Annotated in this window: 18 protein-coding genes; 5 read left to right on the top strand and 13 right to left on the bottom strand. The window is 73.1% G+C overall.

Going from position 1 to position 19,980, the window contains the following annotated elements:
* Positions 1–6: 6 nt before the first annotated feature.
* On the bottom strand, positions 7–996 hold the full coding sequence (locus ACZ6TV_RS24155) for a LacI family DNA-binding transcriptional regulator (protein WP_465299495.1): 990 nt from the start codon (positions 994–996) through the stop codon (positions 7–9).
* A 144-nt stretch (positions 997–1,140) separates the two neighbouring features.
* On the opposite strand from ACZ6TV_RS24155, the gene uxaC reads away from it, so the two are divergent.
* A complete protein-coding gene (gene uxaC, locus ACZ6TV_RS24150) occupies positions 1,141–2,547 on the top strand; it encodes a glucuronate isomerase (protein WP_465299494.1) in 1,407 nt (468 codons plus the stop codon).
* A 171-nt stretch (positions 2,548–2,718) separates the two neighbouring features.
* On the opposite strand, the gene ACZ6TV_RS24145 is transcribed toward uxaC, so the two are convergent.
* Positions 2,719–4,617 (bottom strand): ricin-type beta-trefoil lectin domain protein, encoded by a 1,899-nt coding sequence (locus ACZ6TV_RS24145; RefSeq protein WP_465299493.1) that lies wholly within the window; start codon positions 4,615–4,617, stop codon positions 2,719–2,721.
* Between the two features lie 201 nt (positions 4,618–4,818).
* Between ACZ6TV_RS24145 and ACZ6TV_RS24140 the strand changes: the two genes are divergently transcribed.
* A complete protein-coding gene (locus ACZ6TV_RS24140) occupies positions 4,819–5,823 on the top strand; it encodes a LacI family DNA-binding transcriptional regulator (RefSeq protein WP_465299492.1) in 1,005 nt (334 codons plus the stop codon).
* Positions 5,824–6,025: 202 nt separating this feature from the next.
* Here the strand turns inward: ACZ6TV_RS24140 and ACZ6TV_RS24135 are convergent, their stop codons facing one another.
* From ACZ6TV_RS24135 to ACZ6TV_RS24095, 9 genes are all read right to left on the bottom strand, one after another.
* Complete coding sequence (locus ACZ6TV_RS24135; protein WP_465299491.1) at positions 6,026–7,027, bottom strand: SMP-30/gluconolactonase/LRE family protein; 1,002 nt, start codon at positions 7,025–7,027, stop codon at positions 6,026–6,028.
* A 45-nt stretch (positions 7,028–7,072) separates the two neighbouring features.
* Positions 7,073–9,397: a DUF4132 domain-containing protein gene (locus ACZ6TV_RS24130; RefSeq protein WP_465299490.1), complete on the bottom strand. Its 2,325-nt coding sequence runs from the start codon at positions 9,395–9,397 to the stop codon at positions 7,073–7,075.
* A complete protein-coding gene (locus ACZ6TV_RS24125; protein WP_465299489.1) occupies positions 9,394–9,780 on the bottom strand; it encodes a hypothetical protein in 387 nt (128 codons plus the stop codon). Before ACZ6TV_RS24125 ends, ACZ6TV_RS24130 begins: the two co-directional genes overlap by 4 nt.
* A gap of 39 nt (positions 9,781–9,819) precedes the next feature.
* Entirely contained in the window at positions 9,820–10,896 is a 1,077-nt protein-coding gene (locus ACZ6TV_RS24120; RefSeq protein ID WP_465299488.1) for a vWA domain-containing protein, read from the bottom strand.
* A complete protein-coding gene (locus ACZ6TV_RS24115) occupies positions 10,896–11,858 on the bottom strand; it encodes a VWA domain-containing protein (protein WP_465299487.1) in 963 nt (320 codons plus the stop codon). Before ACZ6TV_RS24115 ends, ACZ6TV_RS24120 begins: the two co-directional genes overlap by 1 nt.
* A complete protein-coding gene (locus ACZ6TV_RS24110; RefSeq protein ID WP_465299486.1) occupies positions 11,855–12,754 on the bottom strand; it encodes a DUF58 domain-containing protein in 900 nt (299 codons plus the stop codon). Before ACZ6TV_RS24110 ends, ACZ6TV_RS24115 begins: the two co-directional genes overlap by 4 nt.
* Before the next feature lie 2 nt (positions 12,755–12,756).
* Entirely contained in the window at positions 12,757–13,749 is a 993-nt protein-coding gene (locus ACZ6TV_RS24105; RefSeq protein WP_465299485.1) for an AAA family ATPase, read from the bottom strand.
* Between the two features lie 29 nt (positions 13,750–13,778).
* The gene (locus ACZ6TV_RS24100; protein WP_465299484.1) at positions 13,779–14,696 is read right to left on the bottom strand and encodes a S1C family serine protease; all 918 of its coding nucleotides are present in this window, start codon (positions 14,694–14,696) and stop codon (positions 13,779–13,781) included.
* A gap of 63 nt (positions 14,697–14,759) precedes the next feature.
* On the bottom strand, positions 14,760–16,871 hold the full coding sequence (locus ACZ6TV_RS24095; protein ID WP_465299483.1) for an alpha-galactosidase: 2,112 nt from the start codon (positions 16,869–16,871) through the stop codon (positions 14,760–14,762).
* Between the two features lie 150 nt (positions 16,872–17,021).
* Between ACZ6TV_RS24095 and ACZ6TV_RS24090 the strand changes: the two genes are divergently transcribed.
* From ACZ6TV_RS24090 to ACZ6TV_RS24080, 3 genes are read left to right on the top strand one after another with little or no spacing between them, the layout of a single operon-like run.
* On the top strand, positions 17,022–17,369 hold the full coding sequence (locus tag ACZ6TV_RS24090) for a YciI family protein (protein WP_465299482.1): 348 nt from the start codon (positions 17,022–17,024) through the stop codon (positions 17,367–17,369).
* A 5-nt stretch (positions 17,370–17,374) separates the two neighbouring features.
* Entirely contained in the window at positions 17,375–18,598 is a 1,224-nt protein-coding gene (locus ACZ6TV_RS24085; RefSeq protein WP_465299481.1) for an RNA polymerase sigma factor, read from the top strand.
* A gap of 1 nt (position 18,599) precedes the next feature.
* Positions 18,600–18,902 (top strand): hypothetical protein, encoded by a 303-nt coding sequence (locus ACZ6TV_RS24080; protein WP_465299480.1) that lies wholly within the window; start codon positions 18,600–18,602, stop codon positions 18,900–18,902.
* On the opposite strand, the gene ACZ6TV_RS24075 is transcribed toward ACZ6TV_RS24080, so the two are convergent.
* Together ACZ6TV_RS24075 and ACZ6TV_RS24070 are read right to left on the bottom strand one after the other, a co-directional pair.
* Positions 18,860–19,552, bottom strand: coding sequence for a glycerophosphodiester phosphodiesterase (locus ACZ6TV_RS24075; protein ID WP_465299479.1), 693 nt, complete (start codon positions 19,550–19,552; stop codon positions 18,860–18,862). The genes ACZ6TV_RS24080 and ACZ6TV_RS24075 overlap by 43 nt on opposite strands.
* Before the next feature lie 119 nt (positions 19,553–19,671).
* Positions 19,672–19,845 carry a hypothetical protein gene (locus tag ACZ6TV_RS24070; protein WP_465299478.1) on the bottom strand — a complete coding sequence of 58 codons (174 nt, stop codon included), beginning with the start codon at positions 19,843–19,845 and terminating at the stop codon, positions 19,672–19,674.
* Positions 19,846–19,980 lie beyond the last annotated feature (135 nt).

The raw sequence follows: 19,980 nt of genomic DNA, 5'->3' as shown, positions 1-19,980 counted from the left end.
CCCTTCTCAGGGGGCGGGTGCGCGGCCCGTGGAATGGCGGACCATGAGCTGTGACGGCAGCTCCCGCCTCGCGACGGCCGCGCGGTCGGGGTCTTCGAGGAGCTGCAGCAGCATGTCGACGCCGGCCCGGCCGATCGGCTCCTGCGGCTGGGCGACGGTCGTCAGTGAGGGGCTGACCATCTGGGAGAGCACGATGTCGTCGAAGCCCATGACGCTGATCGTCTCGGGCACCTTGACACCGCGGGTGGCGAACCAGTTGAGCAGGCCGAGCGCGACGAGATCGTTGTAGGCGATGACGGCGGTGACCCCGGCGGCGAGGACGAGGTCGGCGGCGGCGACACCGCCGGCGAACTGGGGTGCGAAGTTGCCGACCTCGACGAGGTCGATGCCGCTGGCCGCGGTCACCGCCCGCAGCGCCTTGGTGCGCTCCCGGTTGGACCACGACAGCCGCGGGCCGCCGACGTAGGCGATGCGCTGGTGGCCGAGCGCGGCGAGGTGCGCGACGGCCTGCCGGATGCCGTCGCCGTTGTCGATGGTGATCGACGGGATCTGGCCGACCCGGCGGTTGAGCATGACGATCGGCGTCTCGCCGCCGACGGAGCGCAGGTCCTCCTCGCTCATGCGAGGCGAACACAGCACGATGCCGTCGACCTGCTTGCTCAGCGCCCGGACCAGGCCGGCCTCCGCGGTCGGGTCCTCGTCGGTGTCGGCGAGGAAGACCGAGAAGTCGGACTCACGGGCGCGGCTCTGCACGCCCTTGACGACGCCGGGGAAGAACGGGTTGGTCAGGTCGGGCACGACCAGCCCGATGTTGCCGGTGCGGCCGGTGATCAGGCCGCGGGCCGCCCGGTTGGGCTGGTAGCCCAGCTCGGCGGCCGCCCGCTCGACCCTTGCCCGGGTCTCGGCCTGGACGAGCGCGGGCGTGGTCAGGGCACGGCTCACCGTCGACGGCGACACGCCGGCCACCCGGGCCACGTCCTTGATCGTCACGGGCATCGAGCACGCTCCCTGTCCTGAGGTGATGCCGGCAAGCATGAAATCGTTTGTAGGTCGATGTCAAGAGATTCTCTTGACGGGTAGCTTCCCGGGGCACACAGTGATGAGAACGTTTGTGGGATCTCTTGCGAGGGAGTTTCTTCGGTGCCGCAGCTCCACCTCGACCCCGACCGCGCCCTGCCACCCGACCCCACCACCAGGGAGCTCGCCCGCACCGTCTACGCCGCGACCCGGGCGCTGCCGCTGGTCTGCATGCACGGCCACGTCGATGCCGGACTGCTGGCCGACGACACTCCGTTCGGGGACCCGGCCTCGATGCTGATCACCCCGGACCACTACGTGACCCGGCTGGTGCACGCGGCGGGGGTGCCGCTGGACGCGCTGGGCGTCGGTGACGCGGCGCAGACCGATCCGCGGGCGATCTGGCGCACGTTCTGCGCCAACTGGAAGCTGTTCCGGGGCACCCCGTCGCGGTACTGGCTGACCCACGAGCTCGTCGAGGTCTTCGGCGTCACGACGGTGCCTTCCGCCTCGACCGCCGACGAGCTCTACGACGCGATCGCCGAGCGCCTCACGGCCGCGGAGTTCCGGCCGCGAGCACTGTTCCAGCGCTTCGGCATCGAGGTCCTCGCCACCACCGACTCGCCGCTGGACGACCTGGACGCGCACGCCCGGCTGGCCGCCGACGGCTGGGGCGCGCGGGTCATCCCCACGTTCCGCCCCGACGCCCTCGTCCACCTGGGGCGCCCGTCCTGGATCGCCGACGTCGCGGCGCTGGCGAAACGCGCGGACACACCGACCGACGACTACGACGGCTATCTCGCCGCGCTGCGCGCCCGGCGGCAGGCGTTCATCGACGCCGGTGCGCTCGCCACCGACCACGGCCACGAGTCCGCCGGCACCACCCCGCTCGGCGAGGCCGACGCCCGCCGCATCTACTCCGACGCGCTGGCCGGCAGGGTCTCCGCCGCCGACGCGGCCGCGTTCGCCGGGCACATGCTGTTCCAGATGGCCGCGATGTCCTGCGAGGACGGCCTCGTCATGCAGCTGCACCCCGGGGTCCTGCGCGACCACAGCACCGAGGCGCTGTCGCTGTACGGCCCGGACCGCGGCTTCGACATCCCGGTCGCCGCCGAGTTCACCCGGTCGCTGCGGCCGCTGCTGCAGGCGTTCGGCCGCTCACCGTCGCTGCGGCTGATCCTCTTCACCGTCGACGAGACCGTCTACAGCCGCGAGCTCGCTCCGCTCGCCGGCGTCTACCCGGCGGTGCGCCTGGGCGCGCCCTGGTGGTTCCTGGACAGCCCCGAAGGCCTGCGCCGTTTCCGCGCCTCCGTCACCGAGACCGCCGGCTTCTACAACACCGCCGGCTTCGTCGACGACACCCGCGCGTTCGCCTCGATCCCGGCCCGGCACGACCTCGCCCGCCGCATCGACGCCGGCCACCTCGCCGGGCTCGTCGCGCAGGGGCTGCTCGACCTGGACGAGGCCGTGGAGACGGCGGTCGACCTCGCCTACACGATCCCCCGCGAGGTCTACGCCCGCCCCGCCTGAGCCCGGAGGGCCGCCGGTCCGCACGGCGACCCTCCGGACGGCCTTGAGCCGAGAGCCAGGCCTGGTCGGCGGTGCCGGCGCAGGCCGCCCGGCCATGTCCCAGGCGAGGGGGCGGCGGCGCCCCCCGCGCGGGAGGGGCGCCGCCACCGTGTCACGAGGTGTTCCAAGGCGCTACGGCAGCGTCCACAGCTGGTTGGCGCCGCCGAAGCAGGTCCAGATCTGCAGGCGGGTGCCGTCGGCGGAGCTGTTGCCGGTCGCGTCGAGACACTTGCCGGAGCCGGTGTTGACCAGCTTCCCGGCCTGGTTGGTCCACTGCTGCGCGCCGCTACCGTTGCAGTCCCACAGCTGCACCACGGTGCCGTCGGCGGTGCCGGCGCCGGAGACGTCGAGGCATTTGCCGAGCGCGCGGATGCTGCTGTCGCTGTTGCCGGTCGTCCACTGCTGGGCGCCGCTGCCGTTGCAGCCCCACAGCTGCACCGCGGTGCCGTTGGCCGAGTTGCCGGCGGCGACGTCGGCGCACTTACCGGCGATGCCGGTGATCTGCCCGGTGCGGGTGCCGCCGGTCTGCGTCGGGTCCGGGTTGCCGGTGGCGGTGTTCCAGGTGAACGTCGCCGAGGTCCGCGCCGGCAGGCTGTACACGAACGACTGGCCGGCCCAGTTGACCTTCAGCGTCTGGGTCGAGCCGCCGGGGTTGTAGGCGATGAGGGCCTTGGATCCGTCGGGGTTCTTGAACGCCACGTTGGGGATGGCGCCATTGGCGGTCGAGTCGATGCGCACCGCGCCGGGCTTCACGAACTTGGTGAGGTGGCCCATCGTGTAGTACTCGATCGTGTAGTCGACCTGGCCTGAGCGGCTGTCGCCGCGGTGCACGGTGACGAGGCCGGTGCAGGTGCCGCAGCCGCCGTTGTGCGGGCCCATGTTCTGGTCGACGGCGAGGCTCCACTTGGTCCAGGACCGGCCCCAGTTGCGGAAGTACTCGATGAGGTCGTACATGTCCTCGGAGTGCTGGTTGCCGACCCAGGTGCCGCCGGAGTGCTCGGTGAAGTACTGGTTGACGTTCGGGTACTGGTTGTGCACCGTCGTCATCTGCGACGGGCTGCCGCCGTAGTCGTGCCAGGCGATGCCGCCGAAGTTGGGGTGGTTGCGGATCGCGGCGTCGCCGACCAGCGGCGCCACCCACGTGGCGTAGGTGTCGAAGTTCCAGTCGCCGATGAGCAGCTTCGTGCTCAGCCCGGCGCCCTGCAGCGCGGGCATGAGGTCGTTCTTGGCGAAGGACTGCAGGCCGGAGACGGGCCACTGCATCGACGGGTAGCCGGGGCAGCAGCCGGGCTCGTTCTGCTGGGTGACGTACTTGATGGGCACGCCCTGCGCCTGGTAGCCCTGGATGTACTTGACGAAGTACTGCGCGTAGGTCTTGTAGTACTGCGCCTGCAGGTAGCCCTGGCTGTAGGCGTTGTTGTCCTTCATCCACGGCGGCGCCGACCACGGCGAGGCCATGACGAACATGCCCGGGTTGAGGCTCCGCGCCTGCTTGGTCAGCGCCATCACGTCGGCGTCGCGCGACAGCGAGAAGTCGTTGAGGTCGCAGCAGGTGGTGTCGTAGGAGAAGCTGTTCTGCGCCAGGTCCGAGGAACCGATGACGTTGCGGGTGGCGCTGACGCCGATCCCGGCCGTCGGGCTGAACAGCTTCGTCATCACGTCGTTGAGGGTCGCCTGGCTCAGCGCGCCGCTACCGCGCAGGTTGAACGCGGCGGTGTCGGTGAAGGACGCGCCCGCGCCCTCGAACGGCTGGTAGGTCGTGCCCTCGTTGACCGTGACCGTCTGGTTGGCGCCGCCGGTGCTCGCCGTGAACACGACCGGGCTCTGCTGCTGCAGGCCGCGGGTGACGGTGCGGCCGCCGCCGTCGGACGTGGTGGTCAGCCAGACGCCGACGCTCTCGTTGGCGGCGTTGGCAAACTGCTGGGGCAGCACGGCGACCACGGCGGCGGTCACGCCGATGGCCGCGAGGGCCGCGAGCCGGCGGCCGGCCCGCGAACGAGTTCGCGAGGGAGTTCGGGAGAAATGCGACATGGGGGTGCCCTTCCAGCGACGGGAGAGGTCCGGGCGCCGTGGCGGGCGGCGCGCTGCGGTGTTTCATAGAACACACCCGATGCGGTACCGAGTCAATCAAAACACAGCATAAGTTTTCTGAAACTTGTTACATCAGGCAATGGTTCGCGCCTAAACTTCGCCGCACCGGTCCCGCCCGCCGTAGACAGGAGCGCCGCCGCCGTGCCGACACGTGTCACGATCCGCGACCTCGCCAGCCGGGCCGGCGTGTCCATCGCCACCGTGTCGCGGGTGCTCAACGGGCATCCCAGCGTGGCCGCGGCCACCCGGCACCGGGTCCTGCGCGCCGCCGACCAGCTCGGCTGGCACGACGCGCCCGCTCGGCCGGGCGCCGACGTGCTGTGCGTGCGCTGCCCGTACGTGCTCAGCGACTACTTCGGGCTGATCGTCTCCTCGGTCGTGGAGACCGCCGAGCTGCACGGCATGAACGTCCTGCTCAACGCGGGCCGGGGCGGCGCCGGCCGCGGTCCGCTCGGCGCGCTGCCGGACCGGCCGGGCGTGCGTGGCGCGGTCCTCGTCCTGCCGCCGGAGCCGGCCGAGGACCTGGTGGCGCTGCGCGACCGGAGGTTTCCCTTCGTGGTCGTCGACCCGCGCACGGCACCGCCCCGCGACGTGGTCGCGGTCTCCTCCGCGCACTTCGCCGGTGGGCGCAGCGTCATGGCCCACCTCGTCGGGCTCGGCCACCGCCGGGTCGGCGTCATCGGCGGGCCGCGCGAGTGGTCGGTCAACGACGGGCGGCTGGCCGGTTACATGACGCCGCTCATCGAGCTGGGCCTCCTGCCGCCGCCGGGGCTGCTGCGCTTCGTCACCGAGCCCAACGAGGAGCAGGGCCACGCGGTCGCCTGCGAGCTGCTCGACCTGCCGGACCCGCCGACGGCACTGGTCGCCTTCAACGACAAGATCGCCGTCGGGGCGCTGCGCGCGGCGGCCGAGCGGGGGCTGCGGGTTCCCGGGGACCTGTCGGTGGCGGGGTTCGACGACATCGACGTCAGCCGGGCCACCCGGCCGATGCTCACCACGGTCCGCCAGCCGCTCGCCGAGCTCGGCCGGATGGCCGTCACCATGCTGCTTCGGATGATCGGCGGCCACCAGCTCGACGCCCTGCACGTCGAGCTGGCCACCGAGCTCATCGTCCGCGACTCGACCGCACCACCACCGCAGCGCTGACCGGCCGCGAGCGGTCCTCGCGTCGGTGCGGGCGAGGCTGACGTGCTCGGCGAAGACCAGCAGGTTGTCCCGGTCGGCGGCGGCGAAGCGGGCGACGCCGGCGCACCGATCGTCCGGCCGCCCCGGCTTCGGCCCCGTGAAACACGCGTCAGCCGAGCCGGCGGAGGACGGACGGGTCCTTGATCTTGTGGTCGCCTCCGCCTCACCCGGAGGCAGCCGCACGGTCACGCGTCCCTCGCAGGTCCAGCACGACGACGTCGGTCTCGGTGAGGCTGCCGGCGACGACGGTGCCGTCGCGTTCGGCGACCGAGGTGACGAAGCCGTAGGAGCCGTCGGTGGTGCGCAGGTCGTACATCAGCCGCCCGTCGAAGTCGAAGGCCATCACCCACGCGATCGGCTTGGCCTTCGGCTTGACCGCGGCAGGCAGGTTCCACACCAGCAGCCGCAGGAACCCGGGCAGCGGCAGGAGCCGGTCGAGCAGCGCGTTGCGCGGCGCGGCGATCGCGACCCACAGCAGCCCGTCGCTGCCGAGGCTCATGTTGTCGGGGAACCCCGGCAGGTTCTCCACCAGGGGATCGACGCGCCCGTCCGGCCGGAGCCGCGAGATCCGATACCCGGCGGTCTCCGCGAACAGCAGACCCGACCCGTCGGGCGCGAGGACCAGGCCGTTGGCGAACTTCAGGTCGCTCAGCAGCGTGGTGACCGTGCCGTCGGGGTCGCGGCGGATCAGCCGCCCGGTGCACGAGTGCTCGAACATGTCACCGAGGTGATGCTCCAGACTCCACCGCGCCGTCGACGTGGTGAACCAGATCGTGCCGTCCGGCCCCTGCACGACGTTGCTGGCGAACGTCAGCGGCTCACCGTCCACGGTGCCGACCAGCACCTCGACGGCGCCGTCCGGGGCGACCCGCAGCAGCCCCCGGTCGTGGTCGCAGACCAGCACACCGCCGTCGGCGCACGGCTGCACACCGAGGGGCCGCCCGCCGGTCTCGGCGACGACCGTGTGCCCGCCGACCGGACCGATGCGCAGGACCCGGCCGTCACCGGTGCCGGTGACCACGTGGCCGTGCGCGTCGAACATGACGTCCTCGGGCCCGCGGCCGCCGGTCGCCAGCCGCCGCGCCACCACGAACGCGCCCGTCGCCCCGGTGTCCCTTGCCTTTGCCGGCCGCCACCGCCGCGGCGTGATCCAACGACGAGCCATCCCCGCACCCTACGACGCGCCGTCCCCCCTCGCCAGGGCGGCCGGTCAGGCGATCTGGCGCAGGATCGAGGGGTCCTTGATCTTGTGGTCGTCGGCCAGCAGCAGGGCCTTGGACAGCACGATCGACAGCATGGTGTCGCCGTCGAAGGGAAGGAAGCGGACGCCTGAGGGTTTGGCGGTGGAGGCGGGGACGATGCACAGGTAGCGGTCGTTCGGGGACATGAGGATGTTGCCGCTGCCGATGTGGATTCTGTACGTGTGCAACTGGCCGTCCACGACCAGGTAGTGGCCGTCGAGGCGGGCCTTGTCGCGGATCTTCAGCTTCGGCAGCAGGTGCGCCAGGACCTGGCCGCGGACCTGGCCGCTCGCCGTCAGCTCGCCGAACGCGAACGACCGCCAGTAGTCGAAGCGCGGGTCGTCGGTGCCGCGGTCGGCCCACGTCGGGTCGGTGGCGATCGAGGTGACGCCGACGAAGAGGTCGACGTCGCGCATCGCCTCGGCGAAGACCCGGGCCGGCACGTCCGTCAGGGGGACGTCCTGGCGGGTCCGGCCGCGGCCGCGTTGGAAGCGGACCCGGTCGGTCACGCAGAACTGGACGGTGTCGCCGCCGCCGTCGGTCGCCTGCTCGTGGTGGAACACGGCGGTCAGGTCCGCCGCGGGGAACTCCCGTTTCGCCTCACCGTCGTAGCCGCCGTCCCAGCCGCCCAGGTAGTTGCTGCCCCAGCGGCGTTCCTTCATCAGCGCGTACGCCTGGTGGTAGCGCAGGACGTGCGCCGCGAACCGGTTCGAGTAGGTGCCGGTCTCCTCCTCCGCCGGGGTCAGCAGGTACACCTCCCGGAACGCCTGTTTGAAGGGCTGGGTCAGCTCGTCGGCGATGATGCGGGCGCGCCACGTCCGCACCTCCTGCGGGTCGGCGTCGACCGGGTGCCAGAGCCGGACCCGCGCGGCGTCGCTCGCGTCGGTGAAGCGCTCGTCGTTGCCGGGGATGCCGGTGTACCGCGCACCGCCGTCGCTGACCGTCCACAGCAGGCGGCCGGCGATGGCGCCGGTGACGGGATGCTCGAGGTAGCGCTCGCGCCAGGTCCGCACGGGCCAGTCGCGGTCCTCGACGAGCAGGTCCTCGAGGCGCTGCCGCTCGCCGGCGACGGCCTTCTTCAGGTCGGCGGCGGCCCGGCGCACGTCGGCGGCCAGCGCCGGGTCGACGTCCGCCGGTGGTTTCGTCGCGGTCGTCCCGCCGTGCTCCCAGGCGATCCGGACCCGCGCCTGGTCGTCGAGCGAGACCACGCCGACGACGGCGCCCGTGCCGAGGCGGCACTGCCGCTGCCGGTCGAGGCCGCAGTCCGGGACGGTCAGCTCGGTGAGCTCCGAGCGGCTGACCCCGGCGGCGGCCGCGGCCTCGTCGAGCGCGGCGGCGATCTGCTTGAGGTTCCCGCGGTGCCGGTTGCGCCGCTGCATCGTCACGAGCGCCGCGATCGACGGCTGGTCGGCGCGCCGGCCGAGCACCGCGTAGCAGGCGTTGAGCGGCTTCGGTTCGCGGAGCACGGCTTCGAGGGCGAGCGCGAGCGGGACCAGCCACGGCTCACCGGACACCTGGGCCGTCCACAGCAGCCCGCGCACCAGGTCGGCGCTGTCCGGCCCGACCCGCCGGTGGTAGTCGCCGTACCAGGACCTGACCATCGCAGGGGCGGCCGTGTGGGCGAACTCGGTCAGTTGGCGCACCACGGCGACCAGTTCCGGACGGGTCCGCAGCAGCTCGCCGGTCCGGGCCAGCCATGCCTTCGTCGGCCGCGGCCCGGAGGTCAGCGCGAGCGCGTTGTCCAGGAGCGCGGTGAGCGCGTCGGGGGCGGCCGGCGCCGTCCGCAGGTGTTCGACGGCGGCCCGGCTCCAGCCGTCCTCGACCCGGATCCGTCCGGCCCAGCTGGGCGCGGCGCCGTCCGGGGTGTCCGCGGTGTCGGCGAGTAGCAGCAGCCGGCGCAGCAGCTCGGCCCGCTCGCCCGCGCCGCGCGAGGTGGTCGCTTCGACGAGTGGCTCCGCTTCCCTGAAGCGGCCCAGGAGCGCGCCGCGACCGGCCGGGTCGAGGGTCTGCGCGGCGTTCACGGCGACCCGCAGCACGGTCGTGTCCTCGTCCTGGTACGCGCGATGGGCGAGCTCGAACAGCTGGTCCACCTCGGCCACCGTCCAGGCCGGTGACCGGCCCTCCAGCGCCGGGAGGACCGTGCCCGTCGAGGTTGCCCAGGCCGGTTGGTCCGCCGCCGCGGCCCGCCTGGCGAGCGCGATGACGGTCGCGCGGACCTCCGCGTCGTTGAGGCCGGGCAGGACGTTGCGCAGGAAGGCTTCGCCGGCCTCCCGGCCGGGACCGGGCAGCTTCATCCGCCGACCAGCTGCACCAGTCGTACGAACGCCACGTGGGACGCCTCATCGAGGGTCAGCTCCTCGTCGAGGTCCTCGACCTGCCGGTCGCCGACGAGGACGAAGAACGCGTTGCGGCCGAAGGCGGCCACGGCGGCGTCGGCCTGCCGCTCCCAGTCGATCTTCGCCGGGGTCGGCATCAGGTACCCGTTGAGGTCGGCCTCGGCGGCGGTCGGGCGGACCAGGCCCTGGAAGCGTTCGACCGGCCGGGCGTTGTACCGCGCGACCTCCTCCCGCACCCGCAGCCGGATCAGCTCGCGCAGGCGGACGGGCCCGGTGACGGACAGCTCCAGGGCGCTGACGACCCGTCCGGTGGCCGTCTCATCGTGGATCTTCACCAGCACGGACCGGAGCGTAAGGCACCGGCCCGTGCGCTGGGAAGGCTATGTCCGGGCGGGTGGCAGGCGGGTGCGGTTCCACCACTGGGCGAGGCCGACGGCGACCAGGAGCAGCGCCGCGCCCGCGAGGACGAACCACGACGTCAGCTCGGTCTTCTTGCGCTGCAGGGTCACCTGGCTGGGCAGGTCGCGCAGGACGTCGCCGAGCGACTCGGCGTCCTCGGCCTTGAAGTACTTGCCGCCGGTGGTCTCGGCGACCTTGGTCAGGGTGCCCTCGTCCATGTCCTGGAAGCGGCCACGGCCGCCACCGAACCCGCCACCGCCGCCGGGCGGGCCGCCGCGGAACTGGCCGCTGCCGCTGCTGATCTGGTCGCTGGAGCAGACCATCGGCGAGGGGGTCGAGGTGCCGAAGCCGATGGTGTACACGCGCAGGCGGCGGGCCTCCGCGGCGGCCGCGGCGGTCATCGGGTCGACGCCGTCGGTGTTGCGGCCGTCGGTGAGCACGACGATCGTGTCCGGCTCGTACTCGCCGGTGTTGACGCCGTCGTCGGGGACCTCGACACCAGTGGGCGCGACGTCGGGGTTGATCTCGGCGATGGCGTCGATGGAGGCGAGGATGGCGAGGCCGATCGCGGTGCCGCGGGACGTCCGCAGCCCGTCGATGGCGTCGAGGAGCTGCTTGGTGTCGGTGGTCGGCGGGACGATCAGGCCGGCGATGCCGGAGAAGGCGACCAGGCCGATCTTCGAGTCGCCGTCGTGGTCACGGATGAAGTCGCGGGCCGCCTTCTGCGCCGCGGTGAGCCGGTTGGGCGGGACGTCGGTGGAGCACATGGAGCCGGACACGTCGATGGCGAGCAGGATCGTGGCGGCGCTGTCGGGGACCATGACGGACGCCTGCGGACGGGCCGCGGCGGTGCCGGTGACGAGGAGCCCGGCGGCGAAGAGCCACAACGGGATCCGGCGTTTCCACGAGGTACGCCCGGGCAGCGCCGCCCGGATGAGGGCCACGCTCGGCAGCCGGACGGCGGCGTGCCGGCGGCGCCGGCGGGTCCACCAGCGGACGGCGAGGAGCAGCGGAAACGCCAGCAGCGCGGCGAGGGCCCAGGGCCATTGCAGTGACATCAGAGGATCCGTCCGAACCAGATGGTCATCAGTACTCCCCCGATGGTCAGCAGCAGCACCGCGATCGCGGCGGCGGCGCCGGTCAGCTCGACCGGTTTCGTCTGCACGGTGAGCCTGAGGTCCAGCCCTTCGTACACGTCGTGGAGGGCCTCGGCGTTCTCGGCACGGTGGTAGTTGCCGGTGGTGGTCTTGGCGACCTCGGTCAGCAGCTCCTCGTCCAGGGACGTGGCGACCTGGAAGCCGTCGACCTCGACGGTGGCGCCGTCGACCGTGCCCACGCCGACGGTCTCGATGTGGACGCCGGCGGTCGCGGCGAGCTGGGCGGCGGCGACGGCGTCGGGGCCGCCGGTGTCCTCGCCGTCGGACAGCAGCACGATCGTGGCGTTGCCCCAGTAGCCGAGGTCGACCGGTGCCTGGCCCTCCTCGGGGAGGGTGGCGGGCTTGCCGGCGATGACCGTGAGCGAGGCGAGGATCGCCTGGCCGAGGGACGTGCCGCCGTTGATCTGGAGCCGTTTGATCGCGGCGACGGTGGCGGCGTGGTCGTCCGACGGCTGCTGGGTGGTGAGCGCGCCCTCGTCGAAGGCGACGACGCCGATGCTGACGCTGTCGGGCTGCGCCTCGGCGAACTCGATCGCCGCCTTCTGCGCGGCGGCGAGCCTGGACGGGGCGATGTCGTCGGCGGCCATGCTGTTGGACACGTCGAACGCGAGGATCACGGTCCCGGCGGCCCGCGCCACGGGCAGGTCGGCCTGCGGCCGGGCCACGGACAGCAGCAGCAACGTCAGGGCGACGAGGAACAGGACGGGCGGCAGGTGCCGGCGGAACCCGTCCCGCCGGCCGGTGGAAAGCCCGGCCGTGGCCAACGACCGGGTCCGCTCCCGCTGCAGCCACCAGTACCCGGCGGCGACAGCACCGGCGACGAGAAGCCCGACAACCAGCAGCACAGGATGCTGAACGCTCATGCGCGCCGCCGTTTCGACCAGCGGACCATCTCGACCAGGGCGAGCAGGGGGTCCTCGTCGGTGGTGACGCGGTGCGAGGTCACCCGGGCCTTGCGCATCGCCGCCGCCACCGCGGCCTCCCGCCCGTCGACCTGCTCGCGGAGGCGCTGCTGGAAGATCGGGTCGCTGGTGTCGACGAGGACCTGCTCGCCGGTCTCGGCGTCCTCGACCAGGACGAGGCCGAGGTCGGGCAGGTCGAGCTCCATCGGGTCGACGACCCTGATCGCGACGACCTCGTGCCGGTGGGTGAGCCGCGTCAGCGACGACTCCCAGTTCACGGCGTCGCCGCTGAGGAAGTCGGAGATGACGAACACCAGGCTGCGCCGCCGGGCCTGGGCCGCGGCGAGCCGCAGCATCCCGTCGACGTCGGTGGACGCGCCGCCCGGCTTCGCACCGACCGCCGACGCGGCCCGGGAGATCTCGTGTGCCAGCCGCAGCACGTGCGTCCGGCCGGTCCGCGGCGGGATGACCCGCTGCAGCCCGTTGTCGTACAGCACCGCGCCGAGCCGGTTGCCGCCCTGGGTGAAGAGCCGCGCCAGGCAGACCGCCAGCTCGGTGAGCACGCCGTCCTTGCCGCCCGCGCCGCCGAAGCGCATCGACGCCGACAGGTCCAGGACCAGCCACGCGGTGAGCTCGCGGTCCTCGGTGTACTGCCGCACGTACGGCTCGTCGAGGCGGGCCGTCACGTTCCAGTCGATGTGCCGGACGTCGTCCTCGTGCGTGTACTCCCGCAGGTCGGCGAAGTCGATGCCGCTGCCGCGGAACACGGTGCGGTAGGAGCCCTGCAGCTGCCCGTCGAGCCTGCGGATCACCTGCCACTCCAGGCGCCGCAGCAGACGGTCGGGTGCGCTCGCCACCGTCAGCGGCTTCCGCTGCTCACCGGGACCGGCACCGGCAGCGCCGCCATCACCCGGGTGAGGATCATGTCGGCGGTGACGTCGTCGGACAGCGCCTCGTAGGACAGCACGAGCCGGTGCCGGAAGATGTCGAGGGCGAGCTCGGTGAGGTCGCGCGGGATGACGTAGTCGCGGCCGCGGATGAACGCGAGGGCCCGCGCGGCGAGGACGAGGTTGATCGAGGCGCGGGGGCTGGCGCCGAAGCTGATGTACCGCGCGAGGTCGCCCTGCCCGACCTCCTCCGGCCGGCGGGTCGCGTTGGCGAGCCGGACCGAGTACTCGATCAGCGACGGGTCGACGTAGACCTGCTCGACCTCGCCCTGCATCTGGATCAGCCGCGCGGGGTCGACGATCGCCTGGAGCATCGGCAGCGGGGAGATGGCCCGCTCGACGATCACGAACTCCTCCGTCGGGCTCGGGTAGCCGACGATCACCTTCATCATGAACCGGTCGACCTGCGCCTCGGGCAGCGGATACGTGCCCTCGGACTCGATCGGGTTCTGGGTGGCCATGACCAGGAACGGGCGCGGGATGTGGTGCGTCTCCCGGCCGATCGTCACCTGCTGCTCCTGCATGACCTCCAGCAGCGCGCTCTGCACCTTCGCCGGGGCCCGGTTGATCTCGTCGGCGAGGAGCAGGTTGGTGAAGACGGGGCCGAGGGACACCTGGAACTCGCCGCTGAGCTGGTGGTAGACGCGGGTACCGACGATGTCGGCGGGCACCAGGTCGGGGGTGAACTGGACGCGGTGGAACTGCCCGCCGATCGCCGCGGCGAGGGCCTTGACGGCGAGGGTCTTGGCGAGGCCGGGGACGCCCTCGACGAGGATGTGCCCGCGGGACAGCAGCGCGACCATGAGCCGCTCCAGCAGCGCGTCCTGCCCGACGATGGTCTTCTTGACCTCGTACAGGACCTGCTCGACGGCGCCGGTGATCCCAGTTTCGGTTGGTGTGTCCACGTATCGTCCTTACGTCTGCTGACGGGTCGTCACTGCTGCGGTGCCTGGTCGCCGCCGCCCGCGCCGAGTGCGGCGCCGATCGGCACGGCGAAGCCCACGCCGACGAAGGTGCCGGCGGACGTCGGGTTGGCCAGGGCCACGACGATCGCGATCGTCTCGCCCTTGGCGTTGAGGAGCGGGCCGCCGGAGCTGCCCGGGTTGACGGCCGCGTCGAACTGGATGAGGCCGGTGAGCTTGGTGCCGTCGGGGTTGGACGCGGTGCGCTGCAGGCCGGACACGACGCCGGCGGTGGCGCTGCTGGTGAGGCCGAGCTGGTTGCCGATGGCGATGACCGTGTTGCCGACGGCGAGCCGCTCGGAGTTGCCGATGACGGCGGGCACGAGCACGTCGGGCAGCCCCTCGGGGGCGAGCGCGGCGATGTCGATCGCCGGGTCGGCCTGCGCGACCTTCGCCGCGACCTGGGTGCCGTCGGCGAAGACGACCCGGATCGCGCCGGCGCCCTCGATGACGTGGTTGGCGGTCAGGATGATCCCCTCGGCGCTGGCGACGACGCCGGTGCCGGTCGAGGCGACGGTGTCCCCCTGGAGGGCCTGGATCGTGACGACGGACGGGGCGACGGCCGCGTAGATCTGCGCGACGGTCGGCGGTCCCGACGGCGACGGCGACGCGGACGCGGACGGGCGCGGTTTCGCCGTCTCCGCGCCGCCGCCGCCGGCCTGGAACGCGACATATGCGGTCAACGCGAAGGCGAGGACGACGGCCGCGCCGAGCAGGACGCGCCGGTTCCGCAGCACCGGCCACTGCCGCGGCGGGCGCGGCGGACCCGGTGTGCCCGGGGCGCTCGGAGGGCGCGGTGGGTCCTCGCCCTGGGCGAGGACGTCGCCCTGGACGTGGAACTCGACCTCGATGTCGCGTGGAGCCTCGGGAGGCCTCCCGTTCGGGCGCATGAAAGCACCGTAACCACGCTTCCTGGGAAGTTGGTTAGAACTTTCTGCCAATGCTTCCAGGTTTCAGACGGCCTCGATCAGCAGCACGACGACCGTCTGCGGGGCGGGCGGCGGACCGGGCAGGCCGAGGTCGCCGAGCACCGCCCCGCTGACCGCGGCGGTGGGCACGGCGTAGTCCGGCCGGTCCGCCGGATCGATGCGGCGCACGGTGTACGACCGGCCGCCCGCCAGACCGGGCACGCGGAACCTCGGCGGCTCGTGCGGGACCTCGTCGAGCTGCACGTACGCCATGATCGCCGCGGTGCCGCCGGGTGCGACGACGCCGTGGATCCAGGCGCCCTCGGCCTCGGTGTCCAGCCGGACCAGGCGGCCGCCGTGCAGGAGCGCGCGGCGCTGCCGGTACACCTGGATCCATCGCGACAGGGTGCGCAGCTCGGCCGCGGTGGCGGTGCCGAGGTCCCACTCGATGCCGAAGTGGCCGAACAGGGCGGTGCCGGCCCGGAAGTCCAGCGGCAGCGACCGGTGGGTCTGGTGCGAGACGGGCCCGCTGACGTGGGCACCGAGGTATTCGGGCGGCACGAGCTGCGCGGTCCACCGCTGGATGCGCTGCCGGGCGAGGGCGTCGTTCTGATCGGACGTCCACACCCGCTGGGTGCGGGCCAGGACCTCGAGGTCGATCCGGCCGCCGCCGGACGCGCAGGTCTCCCACTCGATGTGCGGGAACGCGGCGCGCAGCTCGTCGAGGAGCCGGTAGTAGGCGGCGGTCTGCGCGTGCACGGCGGGCCGCCCGCCGAGGGTGGCGGATCCGGCGTCGATCGTGTCGCGGTTGTGGTCCCACTTGACGGCGTCGACGGCGTTGCCGGCGAGGACGGCGGTCAGCTGGCCCAGCACGTGCGCGTAGGCGGCGGGATGGGTGAGGTCGAGCAGCTGCTGATGGCGTTCGGCGGGTGGTGTACGGCCACCGGCGGCCAGAATCCAGTCGGGGTGCGCGCGGTGCAGGTCGCTGTCGGCGTTGACCATCTCCGGCTCGATCCACAGACCGAACTGCATCCCGAGGCCGTGGACGTGCTCGATGAGCGGGGTGAGCCCGTCGGGCCACACGTCGGGGGACACGGTCCAGTCGCCGAGCCCGGCCCGGTCGTGGCGCCGCCCGCCGAACCAGCCGTCGTCCAGCACGTACCGTTCGACGCCGACCCGGGCGGCGGTGTCGGCGAGCGCGGTCAGCCGGGCGAGGTCGTGGTCGAAGTAGACGGCCTCCCACACGTTGAGCGTGACCGGCCGCGCTCCCGCCGGGTGCGCCGGGCCGGCCCGCAGGTGGTCGTGGAAGCGGGCGGCGAGCCCGTCGAGGCCGTCGGCGGTGGCGGCGACGTAGACCCACGGCCCGCTGTAGGTCTCCCCCGCGGCCAGGGTGATCTCGCCGGGCAGGAGCAGCTCACCACCGCCGAGGGAGGTGACGGTGCCGCCGTGCCTGGACAGCGGCGTGCGCTCCAGGCGGTGCACGTGGTTGCCGCTCCACGCGACGTGCACGCCCCACAGCTCGCCGTGCCCGAAGCCGAAGTGCGGCGTGCCGGCGGTGAGGACGGTCGCGGCGTCGAAGCCGGTCTTGCCGCGCCGGCCCTCCCGCAGCCACAGCCCGTCGGTGACCGGGCGGCGCTGCGGGACGCGTTCGCCGGCCCAGCGGCCGGTGAAGTCGAGGGACTCGGTGGCCCGGCCGGGGACCGGCACCACCGCTTCGAGCGCGTCCAGGACGTAGGGCGTTTCGTGGGTGTTGGTGACGTGGTGCCGGATCCGCAGCAGCCCGCCGGGGACCGTCTCGACCTCGGTGCGCAGCGCGAGCCCGGCGTGCTCGTCGGTGGCCTCGACGGCCGCCCCGTCCTGGTCGGCGTGCAGTGCCGCCGGGCGGAACAGGGTCGTCCACGCGCCTTCCCGCCGGTGGCCCGTGAGGCCTGGGCGGCCGTACCAGCCGGTGGCGTGCTCCGGCAGCAGCGCCACCCCCTGCGGGCCGGCCGCGTCCCCCGGCGGCCCGGCGGCGGTGGCCGTGGCGGCGGCGACGGACGCCGCGGTGATCCCGGCGCTGACGACGCCGCACCACGCGACGACCGGCAGCCGATCGGGGCGCTCGACCAGGACGAGCCCGGTCTCGCCCTCCCGGCCGACCAGATGGGCCCGGGTCACGCGACCGCTCCGCGGGTGACGCGGGTGACACCGGCGATGGCGTGCGATACGAGCATCGGGGCCATCGCCACAAGATAGCCGTCCCGATGTCCTTTTCCCGGCGGTCCCGTTCGTTCCATGGTTGAGTCCCCTTCTGGAAGGAGCGGTCCGATGCCGCAGTACCTCGCACTGACCTACACCGCCGACGTCGACTGGTGGGCGCCGGAGCAGGCCGCCGAGCTCGCCGAGTACCGGCGTTTCGGGGTCGACCACGCCGGGAGCGTCCGCGCCAGCGCCGTGCTGCACCCGACGGCGACGGCCACCGTCGTGCGGGTGGAGGGCGCCCGCGGCGGGAAGGTCGTCACCACCGACGGCCCGTACGCGGAGACGAAGGAGGCCCTGACGGGCTACTACCTGATCGAGGCCGCCGACCTGGACGAGGCCGTCGCGATCGCCGCGGAGATCCCGGCGGCGTGGGGCGGCGCCGTCGAGGTCCGCCCGGTCATCGCGGCCAGGTAGGCGTTTTGTCCTCGTCGTCCGAAGCGCTCGCCGAAACGGTCCGGATCGAGGGGGCGCGGATCCTCGCGACCCTCATCCGGACCGTCGGCGACGTGCAGATCGCGGAGGACGCCGTGCAGGAGGCCGCCCTCGCCGCGCTCGGGGCGTGGGCGGTCACCGGGGTGCCGCCGCAGCCGCGCGCGTGGCTCACCGTCACCGCCCGGCGCAAGGCCGTCGACATCCTGCGCCGCGAGCAGGCCCGCCGCGGCAAGGAGGAGGAAGGCACCCGGATGCTCGACCTCGCCCGCACCGACGTGCCGCCCGACGACGTCGTCGCCGACGATCTGCTGCGGCTCATCTTCACCTGCTGCCACCCGACCCTGTCGCCGCCGACGCAGGTCGCCCTGGCGCTGCGGACGCTGTGCGGGCTGTCGCCCGCGCAGATCGGCGGGGTGCTGCTCAGCACCGAGGCGGCGACCGAGAAGCGGCTCACCCGGGCCCGTCAGAAGATCGCCGCCGCGCACATCCCCTACCGGGTGCCGCCGCCGGCGGAGTTGCCGGACCGGCTGCCCGCGGTGTGCGGGGTGATCCACAGCCTGTACACGTCGGGGCACGCCACCTACGAGTTCGACGTCTGCCGCGAGGCGGTCCGGCTCGCGGAGCTGCTGCACGCGCTGCTGCCGGACCAGCCGTCACCGGCGGCGGTGCTGGCGCTGCTGCTGCTCACCGAGGCGCGCCGGCCGGCCCGCCTCGACGCGGCCGGCGCGGTGGTCACCCTCGACCGTCAGGACCGCTCACGGTGGGACGCCGCCGCGATCTCGCGCGGGATCGCGCTGCTCAACGCCTCCCTGACCGCGTCGGGCCGGCGCGCCGACCCGTATCAGCTGCAGGCCGCGATCGCCGCCGAGCACGCCCGCGCCGCCTCCTACGACGGCACCGACTGGCCGGAGATCGTCCGCCTGTACGACCTGCTGCTGTCCGTCGCGCCGAACCCTTCCGCGGGGCTGGCCCGGGCGGTCGCGGTGGCCGAGACGTCGGGGCCCGCCGCGGGGCTGTCCCTGCTCGCCGACCTGCCGCCGGATCCCCGGTGGCACGCGGTGCGCGCCGAGCTCCTCGCCCGGTCGGGGCGCTACGCGGAGGCGGCCGACGCGCTCGCCTCGTCGCTGACGCCGGCACCGGCGCCGGAGCTGACGGACGTCGAGCGGCGCCACCGCGAGCTGCGCCTCGCCGAGCTGCGCAGGATGGTGTGAGGTGGCGTTCGAGGTCTTCGCGGCGGTGCTGCTGGAGCACCCGGATGACGAGGAGGGCCGGATGCTGCGCTCGCCGGCGCTGCGGACGGCGGGCCGGTGCTACGCCTTCACCACCGGTGAGGACCTCGTCGTGAAGCTTCCGGCGGCCCGTGTCGCGGCGCTGGTCGCGACCGGCGACGGCCTGCCGTGCTCACCGCGCCCGGGCCGGCCGATGCGCGAATGGGTCCGCATCCCCGCGCCGGACCCGCCGGCCGCCCTGGCCTACGTCGTGGAGGCCCGCGCGTTCGTCGCCGGGTCGTCCTGAGGCCGCTCGGCGATGCGCCGCAGCATCGGCAGGTTCTTGCTGATGACGCCGGACACGCCCAGCGACTGCGCTCTGGCGAGCGCTTCCTCCGTGTCCACCGACCACACCATCACCAGGTCGGTGTGCCGGTGCAGCTCCTCGACGAGCCGCGGGGTGAGCAGGCTCAGCCGGATCGACAGGCCGTCCACCCGCTGCCGCCGGACCAGCACCCGCGTCCGTGCCAGCTCGCGCTGGTTGCCGGCCGAGTAGATCCGCCGGATGTGCGGCTGGTCCTCGAACGCGTCGAGCATCCGCCACTGCCTGGAGCAGACCGCCACCGGCGCCCCGGGTGCCGCCTCCCGCAGCGCGGCCGCCGTCGACGGCGCCACGCCCAGGAACGGCCCCTTGAGGTCGAGCATCAGCCGCGCGTCCCCGGCCGCCGCGGCGAGGACCTCGGCGAGCAGCGGCACGGTCACGTCCCGGCGCCGGGTCACCTCCCGCCACGGCTCCCAGAGCACGTGCCGGCCGACCGCCTTGGCGTGCCGCATCTCCAGGGCGCCCCGGTAGAGGTGCACGTCGGCCTCGACCAGGTCGACGCCGGCGTCGAGCGCCCCGCGCAGGTCCGCCAGGTTGTTGCCCGCCCGGTGCGCGACCAGGACCATCCCCGCCATCGCGCCACGATAGCGCGGTGGTCACCCACGGGTCAGTGCGACTCGCCTGAACAGCAGATGGCCGCTCGCCGCACGCCTTGGGCCCGCGGTGCGACGAGCGGCCGGGTGGACACGGGTGGTTACTTGTCGGGGCTGCCGGGGCGGCGGCGCAGGGTCCGGATCAGCCGCCGGGCCGCCAGGCGCCGCGACGGGCTGCGTGACCACAGGCCGACGCCGACGGCCACGACGACGGCGGCCGCCTCCGCGAACTGGGCCAGGGCGAACAGCGTGAGCGGATCGGCCAGGTGGGACATGACGGCTCCTCAGGGGGTGTCCGATTGGGTATGTCCACAAGCCTGAATTGCGCGTAAGTCAAGCGAAAGTCCTGCGGATCTAAACCAACATGTTCTTGACGGGGGTGATTCGCCGGTCGAAGGTCAAGCGTTTAC

The organism is Dactylosporangium sp. NPDC051087 (assembly GCF_055586325.1).
This window is presented reverse-complemented; position numbering and strand designations above follow the sequence as displayed.